Raw genomic sequence first — 23,455 nt, forward strand, 5'->3', positions numbered from 1 at the left:
GCGACAACGTGACCATGGACGTGGTGCTGATCGTGCCGGTGGCCATGGAAGAGAAGCTGCGCTTCGCCATCCGCGAGGGCGGCCGCACCGTCGGCGCCGGCGTCGTCGCCGCCATCAACGACTGATCGCCTCCGCAGCGATGACGGGAAAGGCCGGCCCCGCGCCGGCCTTTTCCTTTTTCGGCCTCCGGGAGGCGCGGCGGCCCTTGCATCCGCGATGCGGTTGCGGCATGGAGCCTTCGCGCCGCGCGAGCGGGGCACACAGGAGTGTAGCTCAACTGGTCAGAGCGCCGGTCTCCAAAACCGGAGGTTGCGGGTTCGAGTCCCTCCACTCCTGCCAGTCCGGTCCGCCAGCCGCTCCTCGGTCGACAAGTCACCCGACTTGCGCTAGAGCGGCTCCGATCCGAGATCTGAAACGACCGTCGGTGCGGGCCGGAAAGGCCCTCGGCGCCGGGCGTTCGCGTTTTTGAACGCAGCCGTAAGGCACGAATCCGTCAACGAATCTGGCGCCATGGCATCGAACGAAGCGACGAAGAAGGTGGACCTCGCCCGCGGCACGAACCGTGGTCGCGACGTTGCACCGCCGGCCCGTCAGACTCCGCCCGCCAAGGTGCCCCAGAAGCGCGTCGGCCCCGGCGAGTTTGTCTCGCAGGTGCGCGACGAGGGTCGCAAGGTCACGTGGCCGTCCCGCCGCGAGACCACGATCACCACGATGATGGTCTTCATCATGGTGGTGGTGACGAGCCTCTTCTTCACCGTGGTCGATCAGGCCATGCGCTTCATCGTCGGCCTGATCCTCGGGCTCTGAGGGATCCTTCCGGTCCCGGACTTCATCGGAGTTGAGCGAACGCCGTGTCCAAGCGCTGGTACATCGTCCACGCCTATTCGAATTTCGAGAACAAGGTCGCCCAGTCCATCAAGGACCAGGCCGCGCAGCGCGGCCTGACGGACCTGTTCGACGAGGTGATGGTCCCGACCGAGAAGGTCGTCGAGGTTCGTCGCGGCCGTAAGGTCGACGCCGAGCGCAAATTCTTCCCCGGCTACGTGCTGGTGAAGTGCGACCTGACCGACGAGGTCTACCACCTCATCAAGAACACCCCGAAGGTCACGGGCTTCCTCGGCGCCGACAAGTCGAAGCCGGTGCCGATCCCGGACGCCGAGGCCGAGCGCATCAAGGGTCAGGTCGCGGAAGGCGTCGACCGTCCCAAGCCCTCGATCTCCTTCGAGATCGGCGAGACCGTCCGCGTGGCGGATGGGCCGTTCGCGAGTTTCAACGGCACCGTCGAGGAAATCGACGATGCCCGTTCCCGCCTGAAGGTGGCCGTGTCGATCTTCGGCCGCGCCACCCCGGTGGAACTGGAATACGCCCAGGTCGAGAAGGCCTGAGCGTAACACCCGCGGGAGATCCGCCCGGCTTCGCCTCCGGGAGCTTCGGATCGCACCGCGACCTGCAACCGTCCGACCCGCCGCGCCTCGGCAGCGCGGGGGTGGATGAACATTGGGAGCAGTCCCTATGGCGAAGAAGATCACGGGCTACGTGAAGCTTCAGGTCCCGGCCGGCGCCGCCAACCCGTCGCCGCCGATCGGCCCCGCGCTCGGTCAGCGCGGCCTCAACATCATGGAATTCTGCAAGGCCTTCAACGCGAAGACCGCGCAGATGGAGAAGGGCACCCCGATCCCGGTGATCATCACCGCGTATCAGGACCGCTCCTTCACCTTCGAGATGAAGCAGCCCCCGGTCACCTTCTTCCTGAAGAAGGCGGTCGGCCTGAAGATCGGCAAGAAGCCGGCCTCCGGCTCCAAGACCCCGGGCAAGGGCCCGACGGTCGGCAAGATCTCCGAGGCCCAGCTTCGCGAGATCGCCGAGAAGAAGATGCCCGACCTCAACTGTGATTCCGTCGAGGCGGCCGTTGCCATGATCCGGGGTTCCGCCCGGGCCATGGGCCTCGAAGTCACGGCCTGAGGAGGGACACATGGCACGCGAAGGAAAGCGCATCCGCGCCGCCCGCGAGGGCCTGGAGCCGACCAAGCTCTATTCGATCGCCGATGCGGTCAAGCTCGTGAAGGAGCGGGCGACCGCGAAGTTCGACGAGACCGTCGAGGTCTCCATGAACCTCGGCGTCGATCCGCGCCACGCCGACCAGATGGTCCGTGGCGTCTGCAACCTGCCGAACGGTTCCGGCCGGACGGTGCGCGTGGCGGTGTTCGCCCGTGGCGCCAAGGCGGATGACGCCAAGGCGGCGGGTGCCGACATCGTCGGCGCCGAGGATCTCCTCGAGATCGTCCAGGGCGGCAAGATCGACTTCGACCGTTGCATCGCGACCCCGGACATGATGCCGCTCGTCGGCCGTCTCGGTAAGGTGCTGGGCCCGCGCGGCCTGATGCCGAACCCGAAGGTCGGCACCGTCACCATGGACGTGAAGGGCGCCGTGGCCGCTGCCAAGGGCGGCGCCGTAGAGTTCCGCGTCGAGAAGGCCGGCATCATCCATGCCGGCGTCGGCAAGGCCTCGTTCGACGCCGACAAGCTCGTCGAGAACATCAAGGCGTTCGCCGATGCGGTCGCCAAGGCCAAGCCGGCGGGGGCCAAGGGCACCTACGTCCAGCGCATCGCCGTCACCTCGACGATGGGCCCGGGCGTGAAGGTCGAGCCGAACACGGTTCTGACCGCCTGATCGGTCCGAAACCTGCGACCTAGCGAAGCGCCCGGCCGGCAACGGCCGGGCGTTTCGTGTTTCCAGCCCAGGTCGGCGTTCGCAATCGCACCATTCCTGGTCGTAGAGGGGGCGCCGGCACGATTAGCTGTGCTAGATAGGCGCCCATGCGTAGCACCGTCTCCGTCACCTCCCGTCGACGCATCCTCTGCGTCTTCCCCGCCTACACGCCGTCCTTCGGCACATTCTCCCACGCCTACCCATTAATGGGCGGCGTGAAGGCGTTCATGCCGCCCCAGGGGCTCCTCGTCATCGCGGCCTACATGCCCGAGACCTGGGAGTGCCGCTTCATCGATGAGAACATCAAGCGCGCCACCGCGGCGGATTTCGCCTGGGCGGACGCGGTGTTCGTGTCGGGCATGCACATCCAGGAAGGGCAGATCCACGACATCTGCGAGCGGGCCCACGCGGCCGGCAAGCTCGCGGCGCTCGGTGGCCCCTCCGTCTCCGGTGCGCCGGAGAAGTATCCGGATTTCGACTGCCTCCATGTCGGCGAGATCGGCGACGCCACCGACCGGCTGATCGTCCGCCTGGACGAGAGCGTCACCCGTCCGGCCGCGCAGGAGACCTACGAGACCGGCGACCGTCTGGCGCTCGCCGACTTCCCGACGCCGGCCTACGAGGCCGTGCCGCTGAAGCGCTACCTGATCGGTTCGCTGCAATTCTCCTCGGGTTGCCCCTATCGTTGCGAGTTCTGCGACATCCCGCAGCTCTACGGTCGCCAGCCCCGGCTGAAGGGCCCTGAGCAGCTGTGTTCCGAGCTCGACGCCATCATCAGCCAGCCCGGCCATCCGGCGGTGGTCTACTTCGTGGACGACAACTTCATCGGCAACCGCAAGGCGACGCGCGAGATGCTGCCGGTGTTGGTGGAGTGGCAGAAGCGGAACAACTACCCGCTCCAGTTCGCCTGCGAAGCGACCCTCAACATGGCCAAGCAGCCCGAGATCCTCGAGCTGATGCGGCAGGCGAACTTCATGACCGTCTTCGTCGGCATCGAGACGCCGGAGGCGGAGGCGCTGAAGGGGATCGACAAGACCCACAACGCCGCCGTGCCGATGTACGAGGCCATCGAGACGCTCAACTCCTACGGGCTGGAGGTGACGTCGGGCATCATCCTCGGCCTCGATTCGGACAGCGACAAGTCCGAGCAGAATCTGATCGACTTCATCGACCGCTCCGCGATCCCGGTGCTGACGATCAACCTGCTTCAGGCCCTGCCGAAGACCCCTCTCTGGGACCGGTTGGAGAAGGAAGGGCGCCTCATCCACGATGCGGCGCTTGAGTCCAACGTGTTGTTCAAGCGCCCGCACGACACGGTGGTGGCGAGCTGGCGCCGGGCCATCGCCCACGCCTACGAGCCCGAGAAGATCTTCGAGCGGTTCAAGCACCAGTGCGAGACGACGTACCCGCACCGGATCACCACGCCGACGGCGGGCAAGCTCACCTTCACGAACCTGCGGCGCGGGCTGATCCTCGGCTTCAACATCATCACGCGGGTCGGCCTGTTCTCCGATTATCGCGGGCCGTTCTGGCGGGCGGCGGCCTTCGCTTTGAAGCGCGGGCAGATCGAGGCGGTGTTCAACATGGGCTTTGTGGCCCACCACCTGATCCGCTTCACCCGCGAGGCCCTGCGCGGCGAGCACAATGCCTCGTTCTACGCGGCCAAGGCCGCCGAGGCGAAAGAAGCGCAGGAGCGGACATGGTGGGAGAACGCCCGGCGGCGATTCGTGCCGGAGCGGGAGGCGGCTTAGGTCGCAACCACCACATGTTTTGGCCGGCAGCTGAAAGACCAGCGTAAGTCGTGTGGATAAGCCATCGAGGCAGAGGAAGCTTTGCCTCGATGCAAAAAGATGAGCCCCAGGGCGAGGCGAAGACGTGACAGCCTGAGATTCCGGTCCTAAGCTTGGCCGGTCAGTCGATCATCCTCCGATGCGACGGCTTCGGGCATAGCGAAGCTTGCGGCGGAGCTTGCCGGCCGCTGCCAGAGAGCAGGCCTGTCGGAGGAGGTGAGGACGTTGATCGTGTTTCCGCTGATGGTGAGCATCACCATCGCGAAAACGCGAGATGGGTGGCGGTTCGCCATCCATCTCGCTTTGATGATCTAGTCGGATCGTCTGATAAGAGGGCTCGCGGGCTTGCCCCCGCGGGCCCTCGCCGAGGAAGATATCCCCGACACGCGAAAAAGCAAAGCCGCCGGGATCCCTCCCACCGGCCGCAACGGGCGATGCAGGGCAGCCATTCCGACCTTTGCCCCTTGCCTGCGGCGGAAAAGTCGCGTTGCGGGCCTTGGCAGGCGGCTTGCTAGGTTCTATACACCGCGCCTCACGCTATTCACGTCATAGAGGGAGACGGCCGATAGGCCGGCTTCCGTTTGAAATGTCGTCCGGGCAACCGGACGTCACTGGCCGGCGGGATCCAAAGGGCGGTGAGCCCAGTGGAGCTCAGTCCGGCCGTGTCCTGTCCGAGACTGCAGGCGCCGGTTCGCCGGCTTAATCCCCCAGCCTGCACAGACGGGGATGACCGACGTTTTACGACAGCCGCGCCAGGGCTTCGGCACTGGCAGGCAATCGGTTTGAACCAACTCACCCGCAGGGTCCCGTTCAGGGGTTCGTCGGGGACAGGGCCGCGAAGCGTCGTTCGGACGTTCACGGTCTTTCGCGAGGCCGAGTACGTCCGGGCGGCATGTGCAACCGGCGGAGCCAACCCAGGTTCCGCCAACCGGAGAGAGCCCAGTGGACAGGACAGCAAAGGCTGATCTCGTCTCGACGCTCAACGGCGTGTTCAATGAGAGCGCCGTCGTCGTCGTGGCCCACTACAAGGGCCTCACGGTCGCCGACATGCAGAAGCTGCGTTCGCAGATGAAGCAGGCCGGCGCCACCGTGAAGGTCGCCAAGAACAGCCTCGCCGGCATCGCTCTGGAAGGCACGGACGTCGCCTCCATCAAGCCGCTCCTGAAGGGCCCGACCCTGCTCGCCTATTCGGGCGATCCGGTCGCCGCCGCGAAGGTCGCGGTCGACTTCGCCAAGACCAACGACAAGCTCGTGATCCTTGGCGGGGCGATGGGCACGACCTCCCTGAACCCCGATGGTGTGAAGGCGCTCGCCTCGCTCCCGTCGCTCGACGAACTGCGCGCCAAGCTCGTGGGCCTCATCCAGGCTCCCGCGACCAAGATCGCTCAGCTCAGCACCGCGCCGGCGGCCAAGCTCGCCCGCGTGTTCGGGGCTTATGCCAAGAAGGACGAGGCCGCCTGAGGCCCCTTCAAAATCAACCCGTTCGAACCGATATCCTGAAAGGAATACGACATGGCTGATCTCGCCAAGATCGTCGACGACCTGTCCGCCCTGACCGTGCTCGAGGCCGCCGAGCTCGCCAAGATGCTCGAAGAGAAGTGGGGCGTCTCCGCTGCTGCCGCCGTCGCCGTGGCCGCCGGCCCGGCCGCTGGTGGTGGCGCTGCTGCCGCCGCCGAGGAGCAGACCGAGTTCACGGTCGTCCTCGCCGCCGCTGGCGACAAGAAGATCGAGGTCATCAAGGAGGTCCGCGCGATCACCGGTCTCGGCCTCAAGGAAGCCAAGGACCTGGTCGAGGGCGCTCCGAAGCCGGTCAAGGAAGGCGTGTCCAAGGACGATGCCGCCAAGCTCAAGGCCCAGCTCGAGAAGGCTGGCGCCAAGGTCGAGCTCAAGTAAGACGGCGGTGGGCCGGCCACGGCCCATCACTCCCCGGCGGTCCGCACAGGGCTGACCGGGACCGGAGCCCGCGGGTGCGAACGCCCGCGGGCTTAAGGTCGCTTCGGGCGACCGGTGGCCCCTGAAACGGGACCGGCGGAATTCGGGACGGGTGGCGTGGTCCGGCGGGGCGCGCGTCACAGCCACGGTGCGGGAGCCCAGAGCTTCCCCGGGCAACGGGCACGCGGAATGGAGCGAGGTCACATGGCCAACACGCTGGTCGGTCGCAAGCGCATTCGGAAGTTCTTCGGCAAGATCAAGGAAGTGGCGCAGATGCCGAACCTCATTGAGGTTCAGAAGGCGTCCTACGACCAGTTCCTGATGGTTGACGAGCCGGAGGGCGGCCGTGCCGACGAGGGCCTACAGAGCGTGTTCAAGTCGGTCTTCCCGATTTCGGACTTCGCCTCGACGGCCCTCCTCGAGTTCGTGCGCTACACGTTCGAGCCCCCGAAGTACGACGTGGACGAGTGCCGCCAGCGCGGCATCACCTTCGCGGCCCCGCTGAAGGTGACGCTCCGCCTCATCGTGTTCGATGTCGATCCGGACACGCAGGCGAAGTCGGTCAAGGACATCAAGGAGCAGGACGTCTACATGGGCGACATGCCCCTGATGACGGAGAACGGCACCTTCATCGTCAACGGCACCGAGCGTGTCATCGTCTCCCAGATGCACCGGTCGCCCGGCGTGTTCTTCGACCACGACAAGGGCAAGACCCACTCCTCGGGCAAGCTCCTGTTCGCCGCGCGCATCATCCCGTACCGGGGTTCGTGGCTCGACGTGGAGTTCGACGCCAAGGACATCGTGCATGTTCGTATCGACCGGAAGCGCAAGCTGCCGGTGACGTCGCTGCTCTACGCGCTGGGCCTCGACGGCGAAGAGATCCTGTCGACCTTCTACAACCGCGTGGTCTACGACCGCGATGGCGCTGACTGGCGCGTGCCGTTCGATGCCGAGCGCATGAAGGGCATCAAGACCACCTCCGACCTGATCGACGCCGAGTCCGGCGAGGTCGTGCTTGAGGCGGGCAAGAAGCTCAACGCCCGCAACGCCCGCCAGATCACCGAGAAGGGCGTGAAGTTCCTCAAGGCGACCGACGAGGATCTCGTCAGCCAGTACATCGCCGAGGACCTCGTCAACATGCAGACGGGTGAGATCTGGGCCGAAGCCGGCGAGGAGATCACCGAGAAGCTGCTGAAGTCCTTGGACGACGTCGGCGTCACCGAACTGCCGGTGCTCGACATCGACCACGTCAACATCGGCCCGTACATCCGCAACACCCTCGCGGTTGACAAGAACTCGGCCCGCGAGGGCGCGCTGTTCGACATCTACCGGGTGATGCGTCCGGGCGAGCCGCCGACGCTGGACACCGCCGAGGCGATGTTCCACTCGCTGTTCTTCGATTCCGAGCGCTACGACCTCTCGGCGGTCGGCCGCGTGAAGATGAACATGCGCCTCGACCTCGACGCCGCCGACACCGTGCGCACCCTGCGCAAGGAGGACATGCTCGCGGTCGTCAAGGCGCTCGTGGAGCTGCGCGACGGCAAGGGCGAGATCGACGACATCGACCATCTCGGCAACCGCCGGGTGCGCTCGGTCGGCGAGCTCATGGAGAACCAGTACCGGCTTGGCCTGCTCCGCATGGAGCGCGCCATCCGCGAGCGCATGAGCCAGGTCGATATCGACACGGTCATGCCGCAGGACCTGATCAACGCCAAGCCGGCTGCGGCGGCGGTGCGCGAGTTCTTCGGCTCGTCGCAGCTGTCGCAGTTCATGGACCAGACCAACCCGCTCTCCGAGGTCACGCACAAGCGGCGTCTCTCGGCGCTCGGCCCGGGCGGTCTGACCCGCGAGCGCGCCGGCTTCGAGGTGCGCGACGTGCACCCGACGCACTACGGCCGCATCTGCCCGATCGAGACGCCGGAAGGCCCGAACATCGGCCTGATCAACTCGCTGGCGACCTTCGCCCGCGTTAACAAGTACGGCTTCATCGAGACCCCGTTCCGCCGGGTCCGCGATGGTGTGGTGACGGACGAGGTCGCCTACCTCTCGGCCATGGAGGAGGCGAAGTACTACGTCGCCCAGGCCAACGCGCAGATGGACGAGGGCCGCAAGCTCACGGAAGACCTCGTGGTCTGCCGCCGGGCGGGTGAAGTCATCGTCGTCGGCCCCGAGCGCGTCGACCTCATGGACGTCTCGCCGAAGCAGCTCGTGTCGGTCGCCGCGGCGCTCATCCCGTTCCTTGAGAACGACGACGCCAACCGCGCCCTCATGGGATCGAACATGCAGCGCCAGGCGGTGCCGCTCGTCCGCGCCGACGCCCCGTTCGTGGGCACCGGCATGGAGGCGGTCGTCGCCCGGGATTCCGGCGCGGCCATCGCGGCCCGCCGGTCGGGCATCGTCGATCAGGTGGATGCCACCCGTATCGTCATCCGCGCCACGGAAGAGGCCGACGCCAACAAGCCGGGCGTCGACATCTACCGGTTGCAGAAGTTCCAGCGCTCCAACCAGTCGACCTGCATCACGCAGAAGCCGCTGGTCCGCGTCGGTGAGGCGGTAAAGAAGGGCGAGATCATCGCCGACGGTCCCTCGACCGAGTTCGGTGAGCTGGCGCTCGGCCGGAACGTGCTCGTCGCGTTCATGCCGTGGAACGGCTACAACTTCGAGGACTCGATCCTGCTTTCCGAGCGGATCGTGAAGGATGACGTGTTCACCTCGATCCACATCGAGGAGTTCGAGGTGATGGCCCGCGACACCAAGCTGGGTCCGGAGGAAATCACCCGCGACATCCCGAACGTCTCCGAAGAGGCGCTCAAGAACCTGGACGAGGCCGGCATCGTCTACATCGGTGCCGAGGTCCATGCCGGCGACATCCTCGTCGGCAAGATCACGCCGAAGGGCGAGAGCCCGATGACGCCGGAGGAAAAGCTCCTCCGCGCCATCTTCGGCGAGAAGGCCTCGGACGTGCGCGACACGTCCCTGCGCGTGCCCCCGGGCGTCACCGGCACCATCGTCGAGGTGCGGGTGTTCAACCGGCACGGCGTCGACAAGGACGAGCGTGCCCAGGCGATCGAGCGCGAGGAGATCGAGCGTCTCGCGAAGGACCGCGACGACGAGCAGGCGATCCTCGACCGCAACACCTACGCCCGTCTGGCGGATGTGCTGATCGGTCAGGCGCCGGTGGCCGGGCCGAAGGGCTTCAAGAAGGACACCACGCTCACCCGAGAGCTGATCAACGACTACCCCCGTTCGCAATGGTGGCAGTTCGCCGTCATCGACGACCGTCTCATGACCGAGATGGAAGCGATGCAGAAGCAGTACGACGAGTCGAAGAAGCGCCTTGAGCAGCGCTTCCTCGACAAGGTCGAGAAGCTGCAGCGCGGCGATGAGCTGCCGCCCGGCGTCATGAAGATGGTCAAGGTCTTCGTGGCGGTGAAGCGCAAGATCCAGCCGGGCGACAAGATGGCCGGCCGTCACGGCAACAAGGGTGTCGTGTCGCGGATCGTGCCGATCGAGGACATGCCGTTCCTTGAGGACGGCACGCACGCCGACATCGTGCTCAACCCGCTCGGCGTGCCGAGCCGGATGAACGTCGGTCAGATCCTCGAGACGCACCTGGGCTGGGCCGCTGCGGGCTTGGGTCGCAAGGTGGCGAAGGCGGTCGATGCCTATCTGAAGAACCAGGACATCGCCCCCCTGAAGGAGGAGATGCAGTCCATCTACTCTCCTTCGGAGCTCGAAGGCCTGTCCGACGAGGATCTGCTGGAGGCGGGCAACAACGTCCGTCGCGGCGTGCCGATGGCCACTCCGGTGTTCAACGGCGCCAAGGAGGCGGATATCGAGCAGATGCTTGAGATGGCCGGGCTGGACCGCTCGGCGCAGTCGACGCTCTACGACGGGCGTACCGGCGAGCCCTTCGACCGCAAGGTCACGATGGGCTACATCTACATGCTGAAGCTCCACCACCTCGTGGACGACAAGATCCACGCCCGGTCGATCGGCCCGTACTCCCTCGTCACCCAGCAGCCGCTGGGCGGTAAGGCGCAGTTCGGCGGTCAGCGCTTCGGTGAGATGGAGGTCTGGGCGCTGGAGGCTTACGGCGCCGCCTACACCCTGCAGGAGATGCTCACCGTCAAGTCGGACGACGTGGCCGGCCGCACCAAGGTCTACGAGGCCATCGTGCGCGGCGACGACACGTTCGAAGCGGGCATCCCCGAGTCGTTCAACGTGCTCGTCAAGGAGATGCGCTCGCTCGGCCTCAACGTCGAGCTGACGTCCTCCAAGAAGGCGGCGAACGACCAGCTGGAGCCGCCCGCCGACGCGGCGGAGTAAAGCCCGAAAAAACCTCCCGTGGCGGCGTCCGCGCCGCCACGGTCGAGCAGGGAGGGGAAGAGCCTCCGGCACGACGGCGAGCCGAATCCTACGGGGTCACGGCGCCGGCCCTTTTTTTGAAGACGCTGCGGCCCGGCGCGGGGCTGGCGGCGTCGAGCCGAGGAGCGGATCATGAACCAAGAGGTCATGAACCTTTTCAACCAGCAGCCGCAGCCGGTGAACTTCGACCAGATCAAGATCTCGATCTCGTCGCCGGAGAAGATCCTCTCCTGGTCCTACGGAGAGATCAAGAAGCCCGAGACCATCAACTACCGGACCTTCAAGCCCGAGCGCGACGGCCTGTTCTGCGCGCGCATCTTCGGGCCGATCAAGGACTACGAGTGCTTGTGCGGCAAGTACAAGCGCATGAAGTACAAGGGCGTCATCTGTGAGAAGTGCGGCGTCGAGGTGACGCTGGCGCGCGTCCGGCGCGACCGCATGGGCCACATCGAGCTGGCCGCCCCCGTCGCGCACATCTGGTTCCTGAAGTCGCTGCCCTCGCGCATCGGCCTCCTGCTCGACATGGCCCTCAAGGACCTCGAGCGGATCCTGTACTTCGAGTCGTATTGCGTCATCGAGCCGGGTCTCACCCCCCTGAAGGAGCGTCAGCTCCTGACGGAGGAGGAGTACCTGCGTGCCCAGGAGGAGTACGGCGAGGACAGCTTCACCGCCATGATCGGCGCCGAGGCGATCCGCCGGATCCTGCAGGAACTCGACCTCGACAAGATCGCCAACGACCTCCGCGAGGAGATCGCGGTCACGACCTCCGAGCTGAAGCCGAAGAAGCTGCTGAAGCGCCTCAAGATCATCGAGGCGTTCCAGATGTCCGGCAACAAGCCGGAGTGGATGATCCTGACGGTGATCCCCGTGATCCCGCCGGACCTGCGCCCGCTGGTCCCGCTGGATGGCGGCCGCTTCGCCACGTCCGACCTGAACGACCTGTACCGCCGCGTCATCAACCGCAACAACCGCCTAAAGCGGCTGATCGAGCTGCGCGCGCCCGACATCATCATCCGCAACGAGAAGCGGATGCTGCAGGAAGCCGTCGACGCCCTGTTCGACAACGGCCGCCGCGGCCGCGTCATCACGGGCGCCAACAAGCGTCCGCTGAAGTCGCTCGCCGACATGCTGAAGGGCAAGCAGGGCCGCTTCCGCCAGAACCTCCTCGGCAAGCGCGTCGACTACTCGGGTCGTTCGGTCATCGTGGTCGGGCCGGAGCTGAAGCTGCACCAGTGCGGCCTGCCGAAGAAGATGGCCTTGGAGCTGTTCAAGCCGTTCATCTACGCGCGCCTCGACGCCAAGGGTTTCTCGGCCACCGTCAAGCAGGCCAAGAAGCTCGTGGAGAAGGAGAAGCCGGAGGTTTGGGACATCCTCGATGAGGTGATCCGCGAGCACCCGGTGATGCTGAACCGCGCGCCGACGCTGCACCGCCTCGGCATCCAGGCGTTCGAGCCGAAGCTGATCGAGGGCAAGGCGATCCAGCTGCACCCGCTGGTCTGCGCCGCGTTCAACGCCGACTTCGACGGCGATCAGATGGCCGTGCACGTCCCGCTGTCGCTCGAGGCGCAGCTGGAAGCGCGCGTCCTCATGATGTCGACCAACAACATCCTGCATCCGGCCAACGGCCAGCCGATCATCGTGCCCTCGCAGGACATCGTGCTCGGCCTCTACTACCTGTCGATCGTGGGCGAGGGCCTTCCGGGCGCCTTCGACGGCACCAACAAGCTGAACCCGATGCAGGGCGTCTACGGCAACCTCGGCGAGCTGGAGCACGCCCTGGCCGCCGGCGTCGTGAAGCTGCACTCGAAGATCAAGTGGCGCTGGAAGGGCATCGGCCCGGATGGCGAGCCGCTGACCAAGACCTACGAGACCACCCCCGGCCGCGTGATCCTGTCGGGCGCGCTGCCCCTGCACCGGAAGGTGCCCTTCGACGTCGTCAACAAGCTGATGACCAAGAAGGAAATCTCGGCGATGATCGACACCGTCTACCGCCACTGCGGTCAGAAGGAGTCGGTGATCTTCTGTGACCGCATCATGGGCCTGGGCTTCACCCACGCCTTCAAGGCAGGCATCTCCTTCGGCAAGGACGACATGGTCGTGCCGGAGAACAAGTGGGAGATCGTCGAGGGCACCCGCACGCTCGTGAAGGATTACGAGCAGCAGTACAACGACGGCCTCATCACCCAGGGTGAGAAGTACAACAAGGTCGTCGATGCCTGGGCGAAGTGCTCGGACAAGCTGGCCCAGGAGATGATGGGCCGGATCTCGTCCGTCCAGAAGGACGACACGGGCGCCGACAAGCAGGTCAACTCGATCTACATGATGTCCCACTCGGGCGCCCGCGGGTCGCCCGCGCAGATGAAGCAGCTCGCGGCGATGCGCGGCCTCATGGCCAAGCCGTCGGGCGAGATCATCGAGACGCCGATCATCTCGAACTTCAAGGAAGGTCTGGACGTGCTGGAGTACTTCAACTCCACGCACGGCGCCCGTAAGGGCCTCGCCGACACCGCCCTGAAGACCGCCAACTCCGGCTACCTGACCCGCCGCCTCGTCGACGTGGCGCAGGACGCGGTGATCCGCGAGGTGGATTGCGGCACGACCAACGGCATCAAGATGCGCGCCATCGTCGATGCCGGCCAGGTGGTCGCGACGCTGGCCACCCGCATCCTGGGCCGTGCGGCCGCTGAGGATCTGGTCGCGCAGGACGGCACGGTCATCGTGAAGACCGGCGAGACCATCGAGGAGCGGCACCTGCCGGCGATCAACGCCGCCGGCATCCAGGAGGTGAAGATCCGCTCCGTGCTGGTCTGCGCCACCCGCAGCGGCGTCTGCGCCACCTGCTACGGGCGAGACCTCGCCCGCGGCACGCCCGTCAACATGGGCGAGGCGGTCGGCGTCATCGCGGCGCAGTCCATCGGCGAGCCGGGCACCCAGCTCACGATGCGCACCTTCCACATCGGCGGCGCCGCCCAGATCGCCGACTCGTCCTTCATCGAGTCGAGCTTCGAGGGCACGATCAAGATCCGCAACCGGGCTCTCGCGAAGAACTCGGACGGCGATCTTGTCGCGACCGGCCGCAACGTGGCGGTGGTCATCGTCGGCGCGGACGGGGTCGAGCGGGCGGTCCACCGCCTGCAATACGGCGCCCGTGTCCGCGTGGACGAGGGCGACAAGATCAAGCGCGGCCAGCGCATCGCCGAGTGGGACCCCTACACCCGTCCGATCCTCACCGAGGTCGATGGGATCGTGGCCTACGAGGACCTCTACGACGGCCAGTCGATGACCGAGACGACCGACGAGTCGACGGGTATCGCCAAGCGCGTCGTGGTGGATTGGCGCGGGTCCGCCCGGACCTCCGACCTGAAGCCGTCGATGGTCGTGGTCGACAAGGACGGGAAGGCCGTGAAGCTGCCGCGCGGCGCGGATGCCCGCTACGCGCTGCCGGTCGATGCCATCATCGGCTACGATCCGGGAGCCAAGGTGAAGGCCGGCGACATCCTCGCCCGCGTCTCCACCGACTCGGCCAAGACCCGCGACATCACCGGCGGTCTGCCGCGGGTGGCGGAGCTGTTCGAGGCCCGGCGCCCGAAGGATGCGGCGATCATCGCCGAGAAGTCGGGCACCATCGCGTTCGGCCGCGACTACAAGAACAAGCGTCGGCTCACGCTGACGCCGCATGACGGCTCGGAGGCGGTCGAGTACCTGATCCCGAAGGGCAAGCACATCCACCTGCAGGACGGGGACGTGGTCGAGCTCGGCGATTACATCGTCGACGGAAACCCGGCCCCGCACGACATCCTGGCGATCAAGGGCGTGGAGGAGCTTGCCGCTTACCTCGTCAACGAGATTCAGGAGGTCTACCGGCTGCAGGGCGTGTCGATCAACGACAAGCACATCGAGGTGATCGTCCGTCAGATGCTGCAGAAGGTCGAAGTGACCGATGGTGGCGACTCGGACATCCTCTCGGGCGATCAGATCGACCGGACCGAACTCGCCGAGTTCAACGAGAAGCTGATTGCCGAGGGCAAGAAGCCGATCCAGGGCGTGCCGGTTCTGCTCGGCATCACCAAGGCGTCGCTGCAGACGAAGTCGTTCATCTCGGCGGCCTCGTTCCAGGAGACCACCCGGGTGCTCACCGAAGCCGCCGTCAACGGCAAGGTCGACACCCTGGAGGGTCTGAAGGAGAACGTCATCGTCGGCTCGCTCATCCCGGCCGGCACCGGTTCGCTCGTCGCCGACATCCGTTCGGTGGCCCGTCGCCGGGACAATCTCATCCTGCAGCAGCGCCAGACGGAGAGCGGCATCGATCCGGTCGAGGGCCTTCCGCCCGCCGCCGAGTGATCGATCCACCCTTGCGAGACTCGAAGGGGGCGGCCGAAAGGCCGCCCCTTTTTCGTATCCGCGCCGGGCATCCGCCTCGTTAACCACCGGTCAACCATCCCGCCCGATAAATTTCGTGAGGGCCACTTGCCGCCGCCATCGGTGGGCAGCGTGGCGAGCGCGGCACATCGGAACGGGTCGGCAAGGCGTGGCGACGAGACGAGTGCAACAGGAGACCCACCTGCGCTGGCTGTCGGCGGTGTTCACGCCGTGGATGGCCGGGCTCGGGCTGCTCGTCTCCTTCACCGCAAGCGCGGGCACCGAGAGCACCGTGGGCTCGGGCGTGCTCGGCGCCGCCGATATCCGCCGGGCCGTGCCCGCCATGCCGGCCGGCACCGCGCTGATCGGCGCGGCCATCCGCCGGATCGGCGAGGATCCTCAGCGGCCCGACCCCATCGCCTTCACCCGCGAATCCGGCCTCGCCATGCTGTTCGGCGACGTGACCGGCGGCGTCAGCGGCATGATCACCACCGGTTCGGCCGTGTGGGATTCGGAAGCCGAGCAGACCTCCGGCTTCGTGCCCGTGGCGGATCTCGGCCTGACGACCGGGGCCGGCACCGCCGAATCGACGGGCGCGGCCACCGCCGACCGGACCGACGACGAGGACGGCAATCGTTTCGATGGCTCGACCCCGGCGGTGCCGAAGGCGGTCGCCCTGTCGTCCACCACCCCAGCCCCGGCGGACGCGATCCCCGTGGAGATCACCGCCGCCAGCCTCGTGATGCCCGAGTATCCCCTGCGCAGCGGCGCGGAGATCGAGGCGGCGCCGACCGACGAGGCGCGCAGCCGCTACGCCGACCTGATCGACCCGGAGGCCCAGGACAAGGAGCAGCGCTGCCTGTCCGAGGCCGTGTATTTCGAGGCCCGCAGCGAATCCGAGACCGGGCAGGCCGCCGTCGCCCAGGTGGTGCTCAACCGGGTGAAGAGCGGCCTCTACCCGCAGAGCATCTGCGGTGTCGTCTACCAGAACCGGCACCATTACATGGGCTGCCAGTTCTCCTTCGCCTGCGAGGGCAAGTCGCTCCGCATCAGCGATGCCTCGGCCTGGTCGAACGCCACCCGTGTCGCCCGCTCCGTCCTCGAAGGGCGGACTTACGTCGCGGAGGTCGGCGGAGCGACCCATTATCACGCCGATTATGTGAGGCCCGGCTGGTCGCGCCGGATGCGAAAGCTCGACGTGATCGGCCGGCACATCTTCTACGGCCTGAAGCCCGGCCAAACCTGAGCCGTCTACCCCGCGACGATCCACGACCCCCGCCGGTGCGAGCCGGCGGGGGTTTTTGTTTGCCGGCGGGGCGCAAGCTCAGTTGGTTCCCCGAAAGCGCGAACAACAGTTAACGAACGAATCAGACGCTTCTACGCAGTTCGGACCATAGATTAATTTTACTGTGATTGAGGATCTCGGTTGCTGCGAAGCTCGGGATACTGCTTTCCTCGTTGAGCGTAGGGCGCGGAAATCTCCGCGACCCGGATTGTCCCACGCTTCAAGAGGTTCGCAGCGATGACCGCGCCGGTCGCCAAGACTGTCCTGATGGCCGCCGCCCTGGGCGGCCTGTTCTTCGCCGCCCCGGCCACGGCCGGCGGCTGCTACGGTGGCGGTTGCTACCGCTACGCCACGACCCCGCCTGTCTTCGATACGGTGCAGCAGAACGTGCTGGTGCGCCCGCCGCGCACCGTCTACCGCACCATCCCGCCGGTCTACGACACCGTGCAGGAGCAGGTGATGGTCGCCCCCGGCGGCCGCGTCTGGCAGACGAGCCGTGGCCCCGGCGGTGAACTGATCGGCTGCTGGGTCGTGACCCCGCCGCGCTTCGCCCTTCGCCAGCGCACCGTGCTGGTTCGCCCGGCCGAGACGGTACCGGAGACCTATCCGCCGGAATACGCCACCGTCAGCCGCCGGGTGCAGGTCGCCCCGGCGCGGGCGGGCTGGGTGCCGGTCGGCGGCGGCTATGGGGGCTACGGCGGCTACGGCCCGGGCTATGGCGGCCTGCTCGTCGGCTCGATCCCGGACGCGTTCGGCATCACCGGGGCCAGCTCGGCGGATATCGGCGTCGGCCTCGGCTTCTCGCGCGGCAGCATCTACGACGGTTACTGAGTGACGGCCGGCCCGGATCGACCATCCGGGCCGTCTTGATTCCCACGACCTGCGGCGTACCTCCCCGTCAACGACGGGAGGAGCAGGCGATGGGCACGTTCAAGGCGTGGGTGGTCGACAAGACCGAGGGTGGGCAGAACCTCGCCTTCCGCGACTTCGACGAGGCCGACCTGATGGACGGCGACGTCACCGTCCGCGTCGGCCACTCGACGCTGAACTACAAGGACGGCCTCGCACTGACCGGCCGTTCGCCCGTGGTGCGCCGTTTCCCGATGATCCCCGGCATCGATTTCGCCGGCACGGTCGAGACCTCGGACCATCCCGATTACAAGCCCGGCGATCAGGTGGTGCTCACCGGCTGGGGTGTCGGCGAGACGCATCTCGGCGCCTATGCCGAGAAGGCGCGAGTGAAGGGCGACTGGTTGGTGCCCCTGCCGGAGGGCCTGACGCCGGAGCAGGCCATGGCGGTCGGCACGGCGGGCTACACGGCGATGCTCTCCCTGATGGCCCTGGATGCCCACGGCATCACCCCCGCCGACGGGCCGGCTCTGGTGACCGGCGCCTCGGGCGGCGTCGGCTCGGTGGCGGTCGCGCTCCTGGCGCGGGCCGGCTGGCACGTCATCGCCTCCACGGGCCGGGCGAGCGAAGCGGATTATCTCAAGGGCCTTGGCGCCGCCGAAATCGTCGACCGGGCCGAGTTGGAGAAGCCCGGCCGCCCCCTCGGCAAGGAGCGCTGGGCAGCGGCCGTCGATGCAGTGGGCTCTGCGACCCTGGCCAACGTGCTGGCAATGACCAAGGCGGACGGCGCGGTGGCGGCCTGCGGCCTCGCGCAGGGCATGGACCTGCCGACATCGGTCGCGCCCTTCATCCTGCGCGGTGTCTCGCTTCTCGGCATCAACAGCGTGACGACGCCCCAGAAGAAGCGTCGCGAGGCCTGGGCACGGATCGCCCGCGACCTCGACCTCGACAAGCTCGCCTCCATGACCCGCACCGTCGGCTTCGACGAGGTCGGCCGGCTGGGCGAGGCGATCCTCGCCGGGCAGGTGCGAGGTCGCACGGTCGTGAAGGTCGCCTGACCCAGGGTTCGTGAGCCCGTTGGAACCGTCACCGTAGCGAGCCGGTTGATCCATTTATGAGTGTCGCATTCGTCAAAGAGCCCGAGGGCGGGGAAGCGTTCGAGAACCTTCCCGACCGTCCCATCTCGCCTCACACCAACTTCGTCACGCCCGAAGGCCTCGCGCAGATCGAGGCCGAGGTCGCGCGGCTGGAGAAGGAGGTCGCGTCGCTGGACCCGACCGACAAGGCCGAGGATTCCCGCATCGGGCGTGACCTGCGCTACTGGGCGTCGCGTAAGAACACGGCGCAACTCGTGGAGCCGAAGCCCGGCGACACGGTGCATTTCGGGGCAACCGTGACCATCGTGCGCGAGGACGATGCCGGCAAGGAAACCAAGCAGACCTTCCGCATCGTTGGCGAAGACGAGGCCGACCCGCACAAGGGGTCGATCTCCTACGTCGCGCCCCTGGCCCGCGCCCTCACCGGCAAGAGCGTCGGCGACGTGGTCGAGGTGAACGGCAACGACGTCGAAATCCTCGACATCAAGAACTGACCTTACTTCCCTCGAACAGGGGCCGAAGCGGCTGCATCGCCGCCGCGATGTGATCCATGAAGGCACGGACCCGCGCCGAGCGGCGCAGGTCCTGATGGGTCAGCAGCCACAGGTCCGTGTGCAGTTCGGGCTCCAGGCCGCCGAGACGCTGGAGACGGGTATCGGCGTCGCCCTCCACGCAGGGCAGGGGGCCGATGCCGATGCCGGCGGCGATGGCCTCCCGCAGCCCGGCCACCCCGTTGAGGGACAGGACGATCCGCTCCGGCGCCGTCCGCCGCTGCACGAAGCCGGCGAACAGCCCGCCGGCCACGCTCTCGCTGAGCCCGACCCATCTCTCATCGGCAAGCGGTCCAAAGGTCCGGTCGGCCGCGCCGTAGAGGGCCCAGCCCACTCCGGTCAGACGACGGCCCACGAGGGTTTCGTCGGGCCCCCGGCTGGCCCGCAGGGCCACGTCGGCATCCCGGCGGGACAGGTTGAGGGTTTCCTCGGCGAGGATCAGGTGGAGCCGCACGGCCGGGTGCCGGCGGGAGAACTCGGCCAGGATCGGCATGAGGAACGTGCCGGCGAAGCTCGTCGGGGCGGTGATCCGCAATTCCCCCACCATCGCGTCCGACTGCCCGACGACCTCGCGGGAGAAGCCGTCGATGTCAGCCTCCATCCGCGTCGCGACGTCGAGCATCGCTTGTCCGGCGGCGGTCGCGGTGTAGCCGCTCCGATGTCGCTCGAAGAGGCGCGCCCCGAGCGATTTCTCGATGGCGCCGAGCCGCCGGAACGCGGTGGAATGATCGATGCCCAGGGCCTCGGCGGCGCCGGTCAGGCCGTGTCCATCGGCCACCGCCTTCACGAAGCGGAAATCGTCCCAGCCGGCCTGCATTGCGGCTCCTTGCAATCCTGCAAGGTCATTCTTGCACGCGACGGGCTTCCTGCAAGCGGTGGGACGGGCGATGTGAGCGGCATCGCGCCGCCCTGGCGCATACCAGAGGAGTCATCGCCTTGGCCAAGATCCTTGTGCTCTACTACTCGACCTACGGCCACGTGGAGCAGATGGCTTATGCCGTCGCCGAGGGCGCCCGCGAGACCGGCGCCGAAGTGGTAGTGAAGCGCGTGCCGGAACTGGTGCCGGAAGAGGTCGCCCGGCAGAACCACTTCAAGCTCGATCAGCAGGCGCCCGTCGCCACGGTGGCGGAGCTTGCCGAGTACGACGCGATCATCTTCGGCACGCCGACCCGCTACGGCAACATGGCCTCGCAGATGAAGCAGTTCATCGACCAGACTGGCGGCCTGTGGATGAAGGGTGCTCTGGTCGGCAAGGTCGGCTCGGTCTTCACCTCCACCGCCTCGCAGCATGGCGGCCAGGAGACGACTCTCACCAGCTTCCATACGGTTCTGTTCCACCACGGCATGGTGGTGGTGGGCCTGCCCTATGCCTTCCAGGGCCAAGCCGGTCTGGAGCAGGTGAAGGGAGGCACGCCCTACGGCGCCAGCACGCTGGCCGATGGCGATGGTTCGCGTCAGCCGAGCCCGATCGAACTGGACGGCGCCCGGTTCCAGGGCCGCCACGTCGCCGGCATCGCGGCGAAGCTGGCCTGAGGCCAAAAGAAAAGGCTCGGATTGCTCCGAGCCTCGAAAGGTTGAAGGCCGTATGGGGGCTGAGTGGCCTTCCTGTCACGTTAACGGGCCGGCGGCCTTTCTGTTCCACACAAATTTCAGCGGGGCGCCGCAGCCCTTCCCAACCGGTCGCGAATCGCCTCGCCGAGGCCCTCGGACGGGATCGGTGCCACCGCGATGGTCGCCGCGCCCGAGGCGTCGAGATCGCGCAAGGCGCCGAACAGGCGGGCCGCCGCCTCGGTGGCATCGCCGGCCTCGCTGAGGTTCACCACCGCGCGGGCGGCGTCATGGCCCTCCGGCCGGAAGTCGCCGAACAGCATCAGCGCCTCGCCGGGGGCGATCCGCATGGCGTCGAGGCGCACCGCCGCGTTCGGCGCATAATGCGAGGCCAGCAGCCCCGGCCCCACGGGCGTGTGGGTATCGGCGGCCTCCGGCCCTTCGAGGTCGTAGCCGAGGACGTCACGCAGGCGCTCGCGGGTGATTCCCCCCGGCCGCAGCAGGCGTGCTCGCCCGCCGAGGCAGGCGACCACCGTCGATTCCAGCCCGACCCGCGTGTCGCCGCCGTCGAGCACCGCCGCGATGCGCCCGTTCAGGTCTTCGAGGACGTGGGCGGCGCGCGTCGGGCTCACCCGGCCCGAGCGGTTGGCCGAAGGCCCGGCGACCGGGCGTCCGAACGCCGCGAGCAGCGCGCGGGCCGGCTCGCTGCCCGGCACGCGCAGGGCGACACTCGGCAACCCGGCGCGGGCGAGTTCGCAGACCCGCGTCCCGGCCGAGGCCGGAACGACGAGGGTGAGGGGGCCGGGCCAGAAAGCCTCGGCGAGGCGGTTCGCTTCCTCTCCGAACACCCCCTGCGCCCGGGCGGCCCCGGCATCTGGGACATGGGAGATCAACGGGTTGAAGCTTGGGCGGGCCTTGGCCGCGTAGATGGCCGCGACCGCGTTCGGATCGGTCGCGTCGCCGCCGAGCCCGTAGACCGTCTCCGTCGGGAAGGCGACGAGGCGCCCCGCGCGGAGCAGCGCTGCCGCCTCCGCGATGCCCGCCGCGTCGGCGGTCAGCAGCCGGGTTTCGGCCGGGACCGTTGACCCCGGATTGCTCATGCGGGATGCCATCTCCGGCGGCATCGCGCCGCCCCGTGGGTTGAGACCGTACCCGCCCTAGCGCCGGCAGCGTGGCGGGGTCAAACCAGGGAAGGCCGGAGGCAAGGTGAGGACACGTCCATGAGCTACCGCGCGCCCGTCTCCGAAATGCTCTTCGCCCTGCGGCACGTCTCGGGGCTCGAAGGGGTCGATCCGGACGACGCGCAGGCGATCCTCACCGAGGCCGGGCGCATCGCCGCCGACGTGCTGGCGCCCCTGAACCGGGTCGGCGACCGGCACGGGACGCGCTTCGAGGACGGCCGCGTGACCACGCCGCCGGGCTGGCGCGAGGCCTATGCCACCTTCACCGCAGGTGGCTGGAACGGCCTCTCGGCCGACGCGGACCATGGCGGCCAGGGCCTGCCAAAGGCCATCGAGGCGGCCTGCACCGAGATGTGGAGCGCGGCGAACCTCTCCTTCGGCCTCTGCCCGCTGTTGACTCAGGGCGGGATCGAGGCGCTGGCGGCGCACGGCTCGGACGAGCTGAAGGCGCGCTACCTCGAAAAGCTCGTGACGGGCGAATGGCCGGCGACCATGAACCTCACCGAGCCGCAGGCGGGCTCGGACCTCGCCCTGCTTCGCACCCGCGCCGAACCGACCGGCGACGGCAGCTATCGGATCACCGGCTCGAAGATCTACATCACCTATGGCGAGCACGACCTCGCGGAGAACATCGTCCACCTCGTCCTCGCCCGGCTGAAGGACGCGCCGGCGGGCACGCGGGGCATCTCCCTGTTCCTCGTGCCGAAGGTGCTGCCGGACGGGTCGCTCAACGATCTCCGCTGCTCCGGCATCGAGCACAAGCTCGGCATCCATGCCTCGCCCACCTGCTCCATGGCTTTCGGTGACAACGGCGGAGCCACGGGCTGGCTGATCGGTGAGGCCAACAAGGGGCTCGCCTGCATGTTCACGATGATGAACGCCGCCCGCCTCGGCGTCGGGGTGCAGGGTGTCGGCGTGGCCGAAGCCGCGACGCAGAAGGCGCTGGCCTATGCCGCCGAGCGCCGCCAGGGGAAGGCCATCGGCGCCGCCGAAGCCACGAGCCCGATCATCGCCCACCCGGACGTGCAGCGGATGCTGCTCACCATGAAGGCCTACACGGCGGTCTCGCGCGGGCTCTGCTTCCTCACCGCCGCCGCCCTCGATGCGGCGCACGGGCCGGAAGGGCGGGCGGCCCATGACAGGGCCTCGCTCCTCACTCCCATCGCGAAGGCTTTTTCGACCGACATCGCCAACGAGGTCGCCTCGCTCGGCGTGCAGGTCCATGGCGGCATGGGCTTCGTGGAGGAGACCGGCGCGGCGCAGTTCATGCGCGACGCCCGCATCCTCGGCATCTACGAGGGCACCAACGGCATCCAGGCCATCGACCTCACCGCGCGCAAGCTGCCTTTGAATCGAGGAGCGACAGCGCGCTCGCAGATCGCGTGGATGCGTCGGGCCGCCGAGGGCCTGCTCAAGAACGCGGACCCGGCCTTCGGCCAGATGGCGCCCCGCCTGCGCGCCGCCATCGAATCCCTCGACCGCGCGACGAGCCACCAACTCGCGGCTTTGGGCTCCAACCGGCCGGAGGCGGCGCTTGCCGGGGCGGCGCCGTATCTGCGCCTGTTCGGGCTGGCGCTCGGCGGCGCCTGCCATGCCCGCGCGGCCCTCGCCTCGGCGGCGGCGCTGAAGGGCGGCGAGACCGATCCGGCCCACCGCGCCCGGATCGCGCTCGCCCGCTTCTACGCGGAGAACCTGCTGCCGGCCGTATCCGGCCTGGAGGACGCGGTGCTGGCCGGGGGCGCCTTCACCGAAGATGGCGCCCTGGCGCTTGCCGTTTGAGGACCC

At 67.6% G+C, this 23,455-nt stretch carries 18 protein-coding genes and 1 tRNA gene; 17 read left to right on the forward strand and 2 right to left on the reverse strand.

Annotation, left to right across the window (positions count from 1 at the left end; translation table 11 throughout):
• From AAHF99_RS22835 to greA, 15 genes are all read left to right on the forward strand, one after another.
• Positions 1-125: EF-Tu C-terminal domain-related protein (locus AAHF99_RS22835; protein WP_459558953.1), on the forward strand; the 125-nt coding region annotated here is incomplete at its 5' end.
• Between the two features lie 137 nt (positions 126-262).
• Positions 263-339: transfer RNA gene (locus AAHF99_RS22840), tRNA-Trp, on the forward strand.
• Positions 340-510: 171 nt separating this feature from the next.
• Positions 511-807 (forward strand): preprotein translocase subunit SecE, encoded by a 297-nt coding sequence (gene secE, locus AAHF99_RS22845; protein WP_342166719.1) that lies wholly within the window; start codon positions 511-513, stop codon positions 805-807.
• Between the two features lie 44 nt (positions 808-851).
• Entirely contained in the window at positions 852-1,385 is a 534-nt protein-coding gene (gene nusG, locus AAHF99_RS22850) for a transcription termination/antitermination protein NusG (protein ID WP_238248993.1), read from the forward strand.
• Between the two features lie 127 nt (positions 1,386-1,512).
• Positions 1,513-1,962 (forward strand): 50S ribosomal protein L11, encoded by a 450-nt coding sequence (rplK, locus tag AAHF99_RS22855; protein ID WP_342166720.1) that lies wholly within the window; start codon positions 1,513-1,515, stop codon positions 1,960-1,962.
• Positions 1,963-1,972: 10 nt separating this feature from the next.
• Complete coding sequence (gene rplA, locus AAHF99_RS22860; RefSeq protein ID WP_342166721.1) at positions 1,973-2,671, forward strand: 50S ribosomal protein L1; 699 nt, start codon at positions 1,973-1,975, stop codon at positions 2,669-2,671.
• A gap of 146 nt (positions 2,672-2,817) precedes the next feature.
• Positions 2,818-4,461, forward strand: coding sequence for a B12-binding domain-containing radical SAM protein (locus AAHF99_RS22865; protein WP_342166722.1), 1,644 nt, complete (start codon positions 2,818-2,820; stop codon positions 4,459-4,461).
• Between the two features lie 981 nt (positions 4,462-5,442).
• Positions 5,443-5,961, forward strand: a complete 519-nt coding sequence (rplJ, locus tag AAHF99_RS22870) for a 50S ribosomal protein L10 (protein ID WP_342166723.1) — start codon at positions 5,443-5,445, stop codon at positions 5,959-5,961.
• A gap of 51 nt (positions 5,962-6,012) precedes the next feature.
• A complete protein-coding gene (gene rplL, locus AAHF99_RS22875) occupies positions 6,013-6,393 on the forward strand; it encodes a 50S ribosomal protein L7/L12 (RefSeq protein WP_243952358.1) in 381 nt (126 codons plus the stop codon).
• A 243-nt stretch (positions 6,394-6,636) separates the two neighbouring features.
• The gene (gene rpoB / locus AAHF99_RS22880) at positions 6,637-10,761 is read left to right on the forward strand and encodes a DNA-directed RNA polymerase subunit beta (RefSeq protein ID WP_342166724.1); all 4,125 of its coding nucleotides are present in this window, start codon (positions 6,637-6,639) and stop codon (positions 10,759-10,761) included.
• 171 nt (positions 10,762-10,932) lie between these two features.
• Positions 10,933-15,141: a DNA-directed RNA polymerase subunit beta' gene (gene rpoC, locus AAHF99_RS22885; protein WP_342166725.1), complete on the forward strand. Its 4,209-nt coding sequence runs from the start codon at positions 10,933-10,935 to the stop codon at positions 15,139-15,141.
• A 253-nt stretch (positions 15,142-15,394) separates the two neighbouring features.
• Positions 15,395-16,405: a cell wall hydrolase gene (locus tag AAHF99_RS22890; protein WP_342166779.1), complete on the forward strand. Its 1,011-nt coding sequence runs from the start codon at positions 15,395-15,397 to the stop codon at positions 16,403-16,405.
• A 276-nt stretch (positions 16,406-16,681) separates the two neighbouring features.
• Positions 16,682-17,275: a hypothetical protein gene (locus AAHF99_RS22895; RefSeq protein ID WP_342166726.1), complete on the forward strand. Its 594-nt coding sequence runs from the start codon at positions 16,682-16,684 to the stop codon at positions 17,273-17,275.
• Between the two features lie 89 nt (positions 17,276-17,364).
• Positions 17,365-18,351: an acrylyl-CoA reductase (NADPH) gene (acuI, locus tag AAHF99_RS22900; protein WP_342166727.1), complete on the forward strand. Its 987-nt coding sequence runs from the start codon at positions 17,365-17,367 to the stop codon at positions 18,349-18,351.
• A 56-nt stretch (positions 18,352-18,407) separates the two neighbouring features.
• A complete protein-coding gene (greA, locus tag AAHF99_RS22905) occupies positions 18,408-18,884 on the forward strand; it encodes a transcription elongation factor GreA (RefSeq protein ID WP_342166728.1) in 477 nt (158 codons plus the stop codon).
• Here greA and AAHF99_RS22910 read toward each other — a convergent pair.
• Positions 18,874-19,758, reverse strand: coding sequence for a LysR family transcriptional regulator (locus AAHF99_RS22910; protein WP_342166729.1), 885 nt, complete (start codon positions 19,756-19,758; stop codon positions 18,874-18,876). The genes greA and AAHF99_RS22910 overlap by 11 nt on opposite strands.
• Positions 19,759-19,877: 119 nt before the next feature.
• Between AAHF99_RS22910 and wrbA the strand changes: the two genes are divergently transcribed.
• Positions 19,878-20,474 (forward strand): NAD(P)H:quinone oxidoreductase, encoded by a 597-nt coding sequence (wrbA, locus tag AAHF99_RS22915; RefSeq protein ID WP_342166730.1) that lies wholly within the window; start codon positions 19,878-19,880, stop codon positions 20,472-20,474.
• A gap of 116 nt (positions 20,475-20,590) precedes the next feature.
• Here the strand turns inward: wrbA and AAHF99_RS22920 are convergent, their stop codons facing one another.
• On the reverse strand, positions 20,591-21,589 hold the full coding sequence (locus AAHF99_RS22920) for an L-threonylcarbamoyladenylate synthase (protein ID WP_342166731.1): 999 nt from the start codon (positions 21,587-21,589) through the stop codon (positions 20,591-20,593).
• Positions 21,590-21,709: 120 nt separating this feature from the next.
• On the opposite strand from AAHF99_RS22920, the gene AAHF99_RS22925 reads away from it, so the two are divergent.
• Positions 21,710-23,449, forward strand: coding sequence for an acyl-CoA dehydrogenase (locus AAHF99_RS22925; protein ID WP_342166732.1), 1,740 nt, complete (start codon positions 21,710-21,712; stop codon positions 23,447-23,449).
• Positions 23,450-23,455: the final 6 nt, after the last annotated feature.

The sequence above is a fragment of the Methylobacterium litchii genome (assembly GCF_038442315.1).
GTDB lineage: Bacteria > Pseudomonadota > Alphaproteobacteria > Rhizobiales > Beijerinckiaceae > Methylobacterium > Methylobacterium litchii.

Excerpts from the sequence above, each read along its gene's own strand:
- rpoB (WP_342166724.1), top strand. The coding sequence starts at position 6,637 with ATGGCCAACACGCTGGTCGGTCGCAAGCGCATTCGGAAGTTCTTCGGC.
- rplL (WP_243952358.1), top strand. The coding sequence starts at position 6,013 with ATGGCTGATCTCGCCAAGATCGTCGACGACCTGTCCGCCCTGACCGTG.
- secE (WP_342166719.1), top strand. The coding sequence starts at position 511 with ATGGCATCGAACGAAGCGACGAAGAAGGTGGACCTCGCCCGCGGCACG.
- rplK (WP_342166720.1), top strand. The coding sequence starts at position 1,513 with ATGGCGAAGAAGATCACGGGCTACGTGAAGCTTCAGGTCCCGGCCGGC.
- AAHF99_RS22910 (WP_342166729.1), bottom strand. The coding sequence starts at position 19,758 with ATGCAGGCCGGCTGGGACGATTTCCGCTTCGTGAAGGCGGTGGCCGAT.
- rpoC (WP_342166725.1), top strand. The coding sequence starts at position 10,933 with ATGAACCAAGAGGTCATGAACCTTTTCAACCAGCAGCCGCAGCCGGTG.
- AAHF99_RS22920 (WP_342166731.1), bottom strand. The coding sequence starts at position 21,589 with ATGAGCAATCCGGGGTCAACGGTCCCGGCCGAAACCCGGCTGCTGACC.
- AAHF99_RS22890 (WP_342166779.1), top strand. The coding sequence starts at position 15,395 with ATGGCCGGGCTCGGGCTGCTCGTCTCCTTCACCGCAAGCGCGGGCACC.
- greA (WP_342166728.1), top strand. The coding sequence starts at position 18,408 with ATGAGTGTCGCATTCGTCAAAGAGCCCGAGGGCGGGGAAGCGTTCGAG.
- AAHF99_RS22865 (WP_342166722.1), top strand. The coding sequence starts at position 2,818 with ATGCGTAGCACCGTCTCCGTCACCTCCCGTCGACGCATCCTCTGCGTC.
- rplA (WP_342166721.1), top strand. The coding sequence starts at position 1,973 with ATGGCACGCGAAGGAAAGCGCATCCGCGCCGCCCGCGAGGGCCTGGAG.
- AAHF99_RS22925 (WP_342166732.1), top strand. The coding sequence starts at position 21,710 with ATGAGCTACCGCGCGCCCGTCTCCGAAATGCTCTTCGCCCTGCGGCAC.
- AAHF99_RS22895 (WP_342166726.1), top strand. The coding sequence starts at position 16,682 with ATGACCGCGCCGGTCGCCAAGACTGTCCTGATGGCCGCCGCCCTGGGC.
- acuI (WP_342166727.1), top strand. The coding sequence starts at position 17,365 with ATGGGCACGTTCAAGGCGTGGGTGGTCGACAAGACCGAGGGTGGGCAG.